The organism is Corynebacterium sp. MSK032 (genome assembly GCF_030232065.1).
Taxonomy (GTDB): Bacteria; Actinomycetota; Actinomycetes; order Mycobacteriales; family Mycobacteriaceae; genus Corynebacterium; species Corynebacterium jeikeium_D.
The window spans coordinates 1-10,155 of the sequence record NZ_JASPJR010000025.1 but is presented as its reverse complement, the minus strand read 5'-3'; the positions used below and the strand labels follow the sequence as shown (position 1 = coordinate 10,155).

Genomic DNA, 10,155 nt, shown 5'->3' with positions numbered 1-10,155 from the left:
GAAAACATTTCCCCCACATCAACCAACCAAACACATAAACTGCCTGGCCACGCTGACCTCCAGATACATTACACACACCCCACCCAAAGACACAAAACCCCAGGTAAAATAGCGAAAACCACCACAAGCCACCACAGGAGAATCACTCCTTACGGTTCTGAAGCATCCAGAACCGAAGACTTGCGATGGTTTTCCGCACCGCGCGTTTAACTAGCACCGTGCGCTTAGCCGTTAGCCATTGACCAGAGGCCAACAATCACTAGCTAACCCGTTCAACAGAAGCGCCAAGAGAATTGAGTGTCTCTACGAAGCCCGGGTAGCCACGGTCGATGTGATAGACATCGTGCACCTCAGTGACGTCACCTTCTTCAGTACACAGCCCAGCAAGCACTAGTCCCGCTCCGGCGCGAATGTCCGAAGACCACACAGGTGCGGAACTCAGCGTTTCCTTTCCGCGAATCATCACGTGGTGGCCATCGATAGTCGCGTCCGTGCCGAGGCGAATCATCTCGTCGACAAACCGGAAGCGCGACTCAAAAACGTTCTCGGTAAGCACTGACGTCCCTTCGGACACCGCGGACAGAGCAATGGCCATGGGCTGCATGTCCGTCGGAAAGCCTGGGTATGGCAGCGTTTGATAGTTCACACCCTGCGGACGCCTGTCCATACGCACGCGGAAGCCCTGCGGGTAGGTCTCGACCTGAGCGCCTGCGTTCTTCAGTTTTTCCAGAGGAAGGTGCAGGTACTTAGGGTTAATGCCAACGACCGTAATATCGCCGCCGGTCATCGCTGCAGCATAAGCCCAGGTCCCTGCGATAATTCGGTCGCCGACAACCTTGTGCTCAGTCGGGTGCAGCTTCTCTACGCCCTCAACCGTGATGGTGTTAGATCCCGCACCCGAAATCTTGGCGCCCATCTCCACGAGCATCTCGCACAGGTCGACAATTTCGGGCTCACGGGCGGCGTTATCCAGCACAGTCGTACCTTCCGCTAGTACGGCCGCGGTCAGAATATTCTCGGTCGCGCCGACGGACGGGAAGTCCAGCTTGATGTTCGCCCCCTTGAGTCGCCCCGCCTCAGCCACCACGCAACCGTGGTGAATATAGGTGCGTGCTCCCAATTTCTCCAGGCCAGCCTGATGCATGTCCAGCGGGCGGGAACCAATAGCGTCACCACCGGGCAGTGCGACAATCGCGTTACGGGTACGCGCCGTCAGCGGCCCGAGCACACAGACCGAAGCGCGGAACTGGCGCACGGCATCGAAGTCAGCGTGATGCGAGAGTTCTTCGGGCACCGTGATTTCAATCCGGTCGCCCTCGCGCGTCACGGAGCAGCCGAGACCTTCGAGGACTTTTTGCATCAATGGCACGTCGTCAATTTCAGGGCAGTTCGTCAGTACTGTCGTGCCCTCGGCGAGAAGCGCCGCGCCCATCAGTTTCAGAACCGAGTTCTTCGCCCCGGAAATCTGAACCTGACCATTTAGCGTCGCTCCGCCTTTAACCAGAAATCGCTCATTTCCCACTCCCCCAGCCAACCACATTTCGCAATATCGCGCTTAGGCTTGAAGCTATGAGCGTTCATCTAACTCGCATTTACACTCGCACCGGCGACGACGGCACCACTGGATTATCCGATTTCAGCCGCGTTCCCAAGGATGATTCTCGCCTTATCGCCTACGCCACGTGCGAGGAGGCCAACGCCGCACTTGGCCAGGCGCTCAGTCTCGGCACGCTTGACGACGAAATCTCGGCTGTCATTCGCTACGTGCAGAATGACCTATTTGATGCCGGAGCCGACCTAGCAACACCTATTGAAGAAAACCCGAAGTACCCGCCGTTGCGTATCGAGCCGGATTACATCGAGCGACTCGAGCACTGGTGCGACCAATTCAATGAACAACTGCCGAAACTGGATTCCTTCATCCTCCCGGGAGGCACACCAGCCGCAGCACTGCTACACACAGCTCGGGTGATTACTCGCCGAGCCGAGCGTGCAGCATGGGCTGCCTGCCGCGAATTTCCCGAAACCACCTCAGTCCTACCGGCGAAGTATCTCAATCGCCTGTCTGACCTGTTGTTTATTCTTTCGAGAGTGGCCAATAACGGAAACGACGTTAAGTGGATCCCCGGGGGTGAGCGCGAAGCCCAGCGGCAAGCAGGGGGTAAGTAGCGGGGCAAGTAGCAGAACTGACTACCCCAATACCCGCGGGTTTGGGCGCAAAGGAACCGTCGTCAAGCGGTTTACGGCAGTGCGCCGATGCGACGGGCTGCGTTGACGGCCTCGTAGCGAGTATGGGCGCCCAGCTTGCGCATTACGGAGCGGAGGTAGGACTTAACCGTCTCGGCACCGATGCCCATTTCCTCTGCGGCCTCGACGTTGGTGTGACCGAGGGCGACACAGGCGAGAACATCGAGCTCACGAGCCGACAGCTTGGTGGTCTGCTTGACGCGAACCGGGGTGACCATCTGGTCACAGAGCACCTCGAGCTCCTGGCGCAGCTTCTCGTCATCCACACGGTTAGCGAGCATGCGCAGCTTGGAGTGCGTGGAACGAACCTGCTCCCACTCAGCGCCATTCATGATGCGGCCGCCCTTACCGTTGCCAGAACGATCCATGTTGCGGCAGGCATCGACGACAGCGAGGTCCTGCTCCAGGCAACGGGCGGTCATTGTGACCTCTTCAAGAACCTTGTCCCCCAGGCGCACCGAGGAGTGCACGCCACCGTAGAGCACGCCACGGACAAGACGCGAAACAATCACCGGCACGGCGACCAGCGAGTGCAGGCCTTCGTCACGAATCTTGTCGTCATACTCATGGGTAATAACCTTGGCGCGCAGGTAGTCACTGACACCCACCGGGCGGCGCGTGGCCAACACGCGACCACCGACACCCGCACCCGATTCCACAGTCAGATTCTGCAGGGCCGGAGTACGCAGGCCAACCCAGTTGTTGATCTGCATCTTAGAGTTATCGGTGACTTCCGCATACATTGTGACCGGAATACCAGTCGCATTCTTTAGGGCGACCAAGGACGACTTAATAACCTCATTGTCGTCCAGAATGCGGTGGGGATCCATCTCGCGTCCTCCTGCGTAACGGGCAAATTGCTTCACTGGCACCCACAGAGGCACCATCAGCCTGTGACTTCGCGCCGACTTACACTCCTACGAAATGGCCAACTACCGCTCAGCGGCCACTGACCCTTTCGGGGGCTGTAAACCGTACAAAGTAGATAGTACCCTCCGAACGGGTACACCTGCATTAAGGCATCCGTCACACAATCTTAGGAAACAACTAGGTTTCTCTACAAGTACGTAAAGAAAATACCAGGATAAATCCTGTCATTAGCCCCGCCTCGGCCGAATAAATACAAGGCAGGGGGTAGCTATTTTTCCGCTAACAAACTGCGTGAATGTTGATAACAGAGGGTAATGAACGGCGTTTTACCCCCAATGCGGACATTTTCGAAAAAGACCTTCGCTTATTTTGCATCGTGCGCTATTGTCATACATGCAACAGGTTTTGTTGAGTTCCACTTTCAATGCTACGTCCTCCACGTGGTTGTCCGAAGGTGGTGCACAGCAAACGCAAGAGGGAATCCGGTGCAATTCCGGAACTGTCCCGCAGCGGTAATCTGGAACAAAATTCGCCAACGGCACTGAGGTTATTTCAACCTTGGGAAGCGGCGAAAAGTAGGAAAATTGATAATAAGGATCTGCACGTAAGCATTGAAGCTTGCGGCAGTCGTCATCCCCTTATTGTCGGTCACGCCAGAAAGTCCGAATACCTGCCTGATGCGCCGAGGGCACTGCAAAGTGCCACGGCCACGGAGATCGCCCGCGGACAGGTGTGACGTGAAATGGAAGCGAAGAAATGCGACAGCTTCGCCTATATTTCTAGGCCTATTTTCATAGGCATTACGCCCTGCCCGCGGGCGTTTTTCTCATTTTTAGCGCGGTTTAGCTGCACATATCGATGAGCTATTCACCAACCAAGCCACTCGCCTAAACATCCTCTGGATGGCACACATCTCGCCCAATCGCCTTGGAGACCACGGGCGCCCAGGGCAAAGCCAGTCGAGCATGTTCGACCAACCGTCGATCGGCCAAAATTTCTTCCTTGGCGCCGACGCGCAGTTTGCCGTCGGCAAGCACCGCTGCCCTATCGGCGAAATTCCACGCGAAGTCGATGTCGTGCGTGGCGACGACGACGGCAGTGCTCTGATCGCGCAATTGATTGAGCGTGTGTGCAAGCTTTCGGGTCGCCTGCGGATCGAGGCCGGCGGAGGGCTCGTCGAGAAGCAGCACACGCGGATGCATCGCCAGCGCACCAGCGAGAGCGACGCGCTTGCGCTGACCATAGGAAAGCTGGTGCGGAACGCGTTCGGCGAGATCGGTGATCTCGGCGGTACCTAGAGCCTGCCGGACGCGCCGTTCGACTTCCTCGTTCTTAAGCCCCAGGTTGACGGGACCGAACGAGACGTCTGCAAACACGCTAGCCGCGAAGATTTGCTCATCCGGATCCTGCGTGACCATCTGCACTGAGCGACGGACCGCATTGCGGCCGTGCCGGGAGTACGTGTAGACGGTGCCGTCAAGGCGGACCTCACCACTATTGGGCTTAGACGCTCCCGCGAGCATACGCAACAGCGTGGACTTGCCCGAACCGTTTGCCCCCAACAGCGCTAGGCGCTCGCCACCCGAAATTGCCAGATCCACGCCTTTCAGAACGTGGGTTTCGTCGTAAGCGTATGTAACTGCAGCCGCTTCGACAATGACACCGTTGGCACCATGTACGTGATCAGCGCGATTTTTCCTGCTGCTCGACATCCCTATACACCCCATTTCAGCAGCGCCCAGGCCGCAATCAACGACAAAAGTAATGCACTGGATATCGCGATGAACTTCGGCTGCCTGGGCCGCGAAATCACCAGTACTTTCATTGCGCTCGGATCGGCGCGCAGCTCGATTCCCTCTTGCATCTTGCGCGCGCGGGTAAAGGCAATTACAAAGAGGCTGGCGGACTGTGCCGCTACATCTCGGATCATCGCCCGGCGCGTGGAGTGTCCCAAGCGTCGTGCTTGCGCTTCCGTCATCGAGTGTGCGGAGTGAATCAGCACGCCGGTCATCCGGTAAATCACCTCGGCGAGGTACGTCAAGTATCGCGGCAAGCCGTGCTTGTCGAGCCAGGCAATGAGCTCCGAAATCGGAGTGGTCAGCGCAAAGACCATCGTGCAGCTGATACCCGCAAACGAACGCATCACAACCTGCGCCATTCGCTGCGGGCCATCCGGCGACCACGCGAGACCGTCGGGAGTAAGCGCTACCAAAAGCGGAAACGCGCCGACGAGCACAAAAGCCGCCGGTGCCAGCACCATTGCCACATACAGCTTGCGGGGCACTCGGGCTATGTACGCAATAGACCAAGCAATGACCGCAATGACAGGCGCAAAGGGAATTGGCGGTAGCGCAACCGCCAGAATCAGCAGCCCACCGAGCAGCAGAATCTTTTCACCCACGTTGCGGCGTGCCCAAGCGCTGCGCGCCGCTGCAGCTTCTAGCGCATTCACTGCTCTTTCTCGCGCTTGTCCGAACGCGCAGCAGCCTTCCCTCGGTAGAAGCCAATAACGTAGAACAGGACGCCAGCACCGATAACGGCCTGGAGCGCGAACAGACCCGACTCGACCTCACCCGGCAGCTCGCCGACGAGTGGCTCGAACCACGGCTCGTAGTTCGGGTCGATTTCCTGAATTGTCTCCGTAGCGGTGGCATCAGTGCCGGCGAACGGCTCCTCGGCGTCGTCGTCCCCGTAGTTGAAGAACAGCGGGAACATGGCAATTACGACTACCAGGACAATGAGACCAACGCTGACCCACACGGAGTTCTTCTTCGGCTGGCTAGCTGCCTGTGCGTCGACAATCTGCGCGTTGTTTTTTGCATTCATAATCGTGCTCTCTTTCGCTTCTTTTCGCTTGACGACGGCTACTGCTTCTGGCCAGATACGGATGCAGCTGCCGCATTCTGCGAAGTGACAGATCCTGCAACAGCGTCAGCCGTGGCTTCTGCAGCTTTCGCCTCCAGCGCCGGTGCTGGCGCATCACCGAAGCGGGACAGGAAGCCGAGATCGAGGAGCTCAGAATGTGCCACGGCCAGCAGGGTGCGCATGAGAATGACGGTGACCAGAGCCTCGATGATTGCCAGCGGAATCTGCGTGATAGCGAACAGGCCGAGGAATGTAGCCAGAGCGCCGCCGACACCGCCCGGGTTTGCCGGGTGTGCAAGAGCGAGCTGCACGGAGGTCACAACATAGGTGGAGAGGTCAGCGAAGAACGCTGCCATAAACACACCTGGTAGTAGGCCTCCGCCGAGCTTTCGAGTCAATACGTAGAAGGCGTAGCCAACCCACGGGCCGACGATTGCCATGGAGAAGATGTTCGCACCGAGCGTCGTAATGCCGCCGTGAGCGAGCAAGATTGCTTGGAAGAGCAACACGATGGAGCCAAGCAGCGCCATCACCGGAGGTTTGAAGATTACAGCACCAAAACCTGTACCTGTCGGGTGCGAAGTGGAACCCGTCACAGATGGAATCTTGATTGCGGAGAGCACGAAGGTAAACGCACCAGCAGCACCGAGCAGCATGCCGCTACCGGGATGCTCTTTCATAGTGCGCTTGACTTGAATTGCGCCGTGAATGACAAAGGGAGCGGCAGCTACACCCCACCCAATGCAATGAGTGACTGGGAGAAATCCCTCAGCAATATGCATGATGTAAATCATCTTTCTACGGCGCTATTCACCTCGACAGCACCGCTCGACCGCCAATCCGCGGACGCGAATTGGATGATTTACAGTCGGTCTCCTGGCTGATGGGCTGAGGAAAGCTTCACACTTCTATTAATGCCTCGCCTCCTTCCCCAAAGGTTTGAGTCCCTCTGAGTGGCTTCGACGAAGCACCGCAATCGCTGAGTCCATTGTCTGCGTTTTTCGGTTATCACATATAACCGCTGTGCAGATAAGGGCCGCAATCGCACCCAATCACAGTGGCGAGGGCCGCTGCCTATTCACAAGGCATTCCCGTGCACTGTAAATCACGTCTCAGAATAGTGGATTCTAAGAAACTTTAATGCTCTTTACCCTCACAATGGAGGTAAGGACGAGCGAGGCAATGAGACAGCGTTAACGTGGCAATAGCAGGGGCATTGCGACAATAGCGGTGCGACTGCGACGGCGCCGGCCGCGGCGACTATGACGGTGGCGGCACCGGAACTGACAGCTTCCACTTCCCTACGCAAGCCATAAAATAGACGAACTGGTCTGTACTAATTGCAAGATCAGGCGTACACTACGGCTACACGCGAAAACTCATTAGGAAGTCCTCTGTGATTTCCGGAATGGATAAGATTAATGACTATTTATAACGATGTCACTGAACTGATCGGCAACACCCCGCTGGTTAAGCTCAACCGTGTTACCGAGGGCCTGCCGGGCAACGTGATTGCCAAGCTGGAGTTTTACAACCCTGCCAACTCGGTCAAGGACCGCATCGGCAACGCAATTATCGATGCCGCCGAGCGCTCTGGCGAGCTCAAGCCGGGCGGAACCATCGTCGAGGGTACCTCGGGCAACACCGGTATCGCGCTGGCAATGGTCGGCGCAGCCCGCGGTTACAAGGTCATTCTCACTATGCCGGACACCATGAGCCAGGAGCGCCGCGTCGTTCTGCGCGCATTTGGCGCTGAGCTTGTACTCACCCCGGGCGCGGATGGCATGCGCGGCGCTGTCGATAAGGCCAACGAAATCGTGGCTAACACCGACAATGCAATCCTGGCTTCCCAGTTCGCCAACCCGGCCAACCCGGCTATCCACGAGGCAACCACTGGTGAAGAAATCTGGGAAGCTACCGACGGCAAGGTTGATTACTTCGTGGCTGGTGTCGGCACCGGCGGCACCATTACCGGTGCTGGTCGCACGCTGAAGAAGCACAACTCGGACATCAAGCTGGTTGCCGTTGAGCCGAAGGCCTCCCCGCTGCTGACCGAGGGCACCGCCGGCCCGCACAAGATTCAGGGTCTGGGCGCAAACTTCGTCCCAGAGGTTCTCGATCAGGAGCTTCTCGACGAGATCATTGCGGTTACCAACGAGGACGCTATTGAGGTCTCCCGCAAGGTCGCTGCAGCCGAGGGCATCCTCGGCGGCATTTCTGCCGGTGCAAACATCAAGGCTGCTCTCGAGATTGCAGCCCGCCCGGAGTCCGAGGGCAAGAACATCGTCGTGATTGTTCCTGACTTCGGCGAGCGCTACGTCTCCTCCATCCTGTACGAGGATCTGCGCGACTAAAGCCGAGCACTATAAGCGCCCGTAACCTTCTCTGCAGAGCCCGCTAGCTGGCACTTTCCGTCGGCAAGCGGGTTTTTGCATTGCCCACACCTCCGACCAGATAGAATTGACGCCCATGAGTGACTTTTTCCGAATCCTCAAAGAGGATCTGGACAATGCCCGTGCGCATGACCCAGCTGCGCGCAGTGATGTAGAAAATGCCATTGTCTACTCCGGCCTACACGCAATCTGGATTCACCGATTCTCGCACCGCCTCTGGAAACGAGGCGGGATTTTCAAGGGCATTGCACGAGTACTCGCACAGTTTTCCCGTTGGCTGACTGGTATTGAGATTCACCCGGGCGCTCAAATTGGCCGAAGGTTCTTCATCGACCACGGTATGGGCATCGTCATTGGCGAAACCGCAGAAATCGGTGACGGCTGCATGCTCTACCACGGCGTGACGCTTGGCGGCCGCTCACTGGAGAAGGTAAAACGCCACCCCACCCTGGAGGACAACGTCACCGTCGGAGCAGGTGCGAAAGTCCTTGGCCCCATCACAATTGGTGCAGGCTCATCAATCGGCGCCAACTCCGTGGTCACCCACAGCTGCCCACCCGATTCCATCGTGATAGGAATTCCGGGCCGCGTACGCCCTGCCAAGCCCGAAGAGCACAAGCCGTTGTGCGATCCGGCGGTGTACGTCCAGGGTGACGGAGACTTCATCTAGCCCCGCCCTAAAACTAGCTCTACATACAAAAGCCGACCGGCTGCTCTTCCTATCGTGAGCAGCCGGCCGGCTTCTTTGTGCGTTCTTCGCCCTTCAGCGACTAGTCAGCCAGTAGATCCTGGTAGTCCGGGTTTTTCTCCACGAAGTTGGCAACAGCGGAGCAGCTGGTGCGAATCTTTCGGTTGTTCTTCCGAACATCATCCAGCGCGCCTGCGATAAGCGGCTTGGACAGGCCTTGTCCACGGAATTTGCCATCTACAACCGTGTGGTCAAAGTCCAGGGCACCTTCCACCGGGGTGTAAGCGGCAAAGCCGGCCTCTTCTCCCTCTACGGTGAGAACGTAGCGCTGACCGGCCTCATCATGCGAAATAGTGTGTGCCATTTTCGGAATCACTTCCCTCTCATGGTTGTGAAGCGTCGTCATTGCAAACGACTCTTAGGATGTAACCCAGATAACAGCTCTCGCTTCGGATTAATTCCGAATTCTGGTTAATTCTGCACTAGCGGGGGTTCGCCCGGGTGCTCGTCGGCACGCCCGACAGCGACACGGCACGGGACATCGCCCTTCGCGACCTTGGTCGCAGCCTCCCCCTCTGCCCACCCCGGGCTGACGGCCTCAGCGAGCGGGCCTGCCAGGTCCGCCATTTCGCAGTGAGACAGCCCCGGAGCCACCACACTGATGCGGTAACGCTTCCGATCCCCCGGATCCATGCCCGGGTTGGCCTCCGCCCACAAATCAGCGAGAGAGGAAGTGCGCCCCACATCGGGCATGACATCCTCGTAGACGTTGACTTCCTGATCCGGAATCAGTTCCGCGAGCACCCCACGAACCTTCTCAGCAGCCGATTGGCTGCCCTCAGCATCCGTGTAGACGAAGATGCGCACGACCCACGGCAGCGTCTTATCGTCGGACAGCGTTCCTGCTGAGGCGAATTCCTTACTCATGCACAACATCCTATCCGCTAGGGTGTGTACGCGGTTTATTTTCCCCCACTTTAAGGTTTTCGCACGGCTCGATGCACTGTGCTTTACGAGGGTTAAGTAGCAAAAAGTGTGTCTGACTTTCAGCATTACTGCTGATTAGGCTGGGTAAATCGGGCGGATATAAGC

Annotated in this window: 11 protein-coding genes and 2 riboswitches; of the genes, 3 read left to right on the top strand and 8 right to left on the bottom strand. The window is 57.6% G+C overall.

Going from position 1 to position 10,155, the window contains the following annotated elements:
- Window positions 1-259: 259 nt before the first annotated feature.
- A complete protein-coding gene (gene murA, locus QP995_RS10620; RefSeq protein ID WP_239272592.1) occupies window positions 260-1,522 on the bottom strand; it encodes a UDP-N-acetylglucosamine 1-carboxyvinyltransferase in 1,263 nt (420 codons plus the stop codon).
- A gap of 47 nt (window positions 1,523-1,569) precedes the next feature.
- Here murA and QP995_RS10615 point away from each other — a divergent pair, with 47 nt between their 5' ends.
- On the top strand, window positions 1,570-2,169 hold the full coding sequence (locus tag QP995_RS10615) for a cob(I)yrinic acid a,c-diamide adenosyltransferase (RefSeq protein ID WP_101739190.1): 600 nt from the start codon (window positions 1,570-1,572) through the stop codon (window positions 2,167-2,169).
- Between the two features lie 71 nt (window positions 2,170-2,240).
- On the opposite strand, the gene ramA is transcribed toward QP995_RS10615, so the two are convergent.
- The 5 genes from ramA to QP995_RS10590 all read right to left on the bottom strand — a co-directional run bounded on the left by ramA (window position 2,241) and on the right by QP995_RS10590 (window position 6,764).
- Window positions 2,241-3,077 (bottom strand): acetate metabolism transcriptional regulator RamA, encoded by an 837-nt coding sequence (ramA, locus tag QP995_RS10610; RefSeq protein WP_005511953.1) that lies wholly within the window; start codon window positions 3,075-3,077, stop codon window positions 2,241-2,243.
- A 461-nt stretch (window positions 3,078-3,538) separates the two neighbouring features.
- Window positions 3,539-3,809: riboswitch (cobalamin riboswitch) on the top strand.
- Between the two features lie 195 nt (window positions 3,810-4,004).
- Entirely contained in the window at window positions 4,005-4,829 is an 825-nt protein-coding gene (locus QP995_RS10605) for an energy-coupling factor ABC transporter ATP-binding protein (RefSeq protein WP_049190261.1), read from the bottom strand.
- 2 nt (window positions 4,830-4,831) lie between these two features.
- Complete coding sequence (gene cbiQ, locus QP995_RS10600) at window positions 4,832-5,569, bottom strand: cobalt ECF transporter T component CbiQ (RefSeq protein WP_049190262.1); 738 nt, start codon at window positions 5,567-5,569, stop codon at window positions 4,832-4,834.
- Entirely contained in the window at window positions 5,566-5,943 is a 378-nt protein-coding gene (locus QP995_RS10595; RefSeq protein ID WP_049173058.1) for an energy-coupling factor ABC transporter substrate-binding protein, read from the bottom strand. The genes cbiQ and QP995_RS10595 overlap by 4 nt, the downstream gene beginning before the upstream one ends.
- A 38-nt stretch (window positions 5,944-5,981) precedes the next feature.
- Complete coding sequence (locus QP995_RS10590; RefSeq protein ID WP_049190264.1) at window positions 5,982-6,764, bottom strand: energy-coupling factor ABC transporter permease; 783 nt, start codon at window positions 6,762-6,764, stop codon at window positions 5,982-5,984.
- Window positions 6,765-6,831: 67 nt separating this feature from the next.
- A riboswitch (cobalamin riboswitch) is annotated at window positions 6,832-7,100 on the bottom strand.
- Window positions 7,101-7,403: 303 nt separating this feature from the next.
- Between QP995_RS10590 and cysK the strand changes: the two genes are divergently transcribed.
- Both cysK and epsC read left to right on the top strand, forming a co-directional pair.
- Window positions 7,404-8,336 (top strand): cysteine synthase A, encoded by a 933-nt coding sequence (cysK, locus tag QP995_RS10585; RefSeq protein WP_049173059.1) that lies wholly within the window; start codon window positions 7,404-7,406, stop codon window positions 8,334-8,336.
- Window positions 8,337-8,451: 115 nt separating this feature from the next.
- Window positions 8,452-9,045, top strand: coding sequence for a serine O-acetyltransferase EpsC (gene epsC / locus QP995_RS10580; RefSeq protein WP_005511963.1), 594 nt, complete (start codon window positions 8,452-8,454; stop codon window positions 9,043-9,045).
- A gap of 100 nt (window positions 9,046-9,145) precedes the next feature.
- Here epsC and QP995_RS10575 read toward each other — a convergent pair whose 3' ends face one another.
- Together QP995_RS10575 and QP995_RS10570 are read right to left on the bottom strand one after the other, a co-directional pair.
- A complete protein-coding gene (locus QP995_RS10575; protein WP_049173078.1) occupies window positions 9,146-9,427 on the bottom strand; it encodes a GNAT family N-acetyltransferase in 282 nt (93 codons plus the stop codon).
- A gap of 107 nt (window positions 9,428-9,534) precedes the next feature.
- Window positions 9,535-9,990 carry a hypothetical protein gene (locus QP995_RS10570; protein ID WP_048733759.1) on the bottom strand — a complete coding sequence of 152 codons (456 nt, stop codon included), beginning with the start codon at window positions 9,988-9,990 and terminating at the stop codon, window positions 9,535-9,537.
- Window positions 9,991-10,155 lie beyond the last annotated feature (165 nt).

What these genes read in the sequence shown, in the direction of transcription:
- QP995_RS10570 (WP_048733759.1), bottom strand. Translation starts at nt 9,990, where the DNA reads ATGAGTAAGGAATTCGCCTCAGCAGGAACGCTGTCCGACGATAAGACG.
- ramA (WP_005511953.1), bottom strand. Translation starts at nt 3,077, where the DNA reads ATGGATCCCCACCGCATTCTGGACGACAATGAGGTTATTAAGTCGTCC.
- epsC (WP_005511963.1), top strand. Translation starts at nt 8,452, where the DNA reads ATGAGTGACTTTTTCCGAATCCTCAAAGAGGATCTGGACAATGCCCGT.
- QP995_RS10595 (WP_049173058.1), bottom strand. Translation starts at nt 5,943, where the DNA reads ATGAATGCAAAAAACAACGCGCAGATTGTCGACGCACAGGCAGCTAGC.
- QP995_RS10575 (WP_049173078.1), bottom strand. Translation starts at nt 9,427, where the DNA reads ATGGCACACACTATTTCGCATGATGAGGCCGGTCAGCGCTACGTTCTC.
- cysK (WP_049173059.1), top strand. Translation starts at nt 7,404, where the DNA reads ATGACTATTTATAACGATGTCACTGAACTGATCGGCAACACCCCGCTG.
- QP995_RS10615 (WP_101739190.1), top strand. Translation starts at nt 1,570, where the DNA reads ATGAGCGTTCATCTAACTCGCATTTACACTCGCACCGGCGACGACGGC.
- QP995_RS10590 (WP_049190264.1), bottom strand. Translation starts at nt 6,764, where the DNA reads ATGCATATTGCTGAGGGATTTCTCCCAGTCACTCATTGCATTGGGTGG.
- QP995_RS10605 (WP_049190261.1), bottom strand. Translation starts at nt 4,829, where the DNA reads ATGTCGAGCAGCAGGAAAAATCGCGCTGATCACGTACATGGTGCCAAC.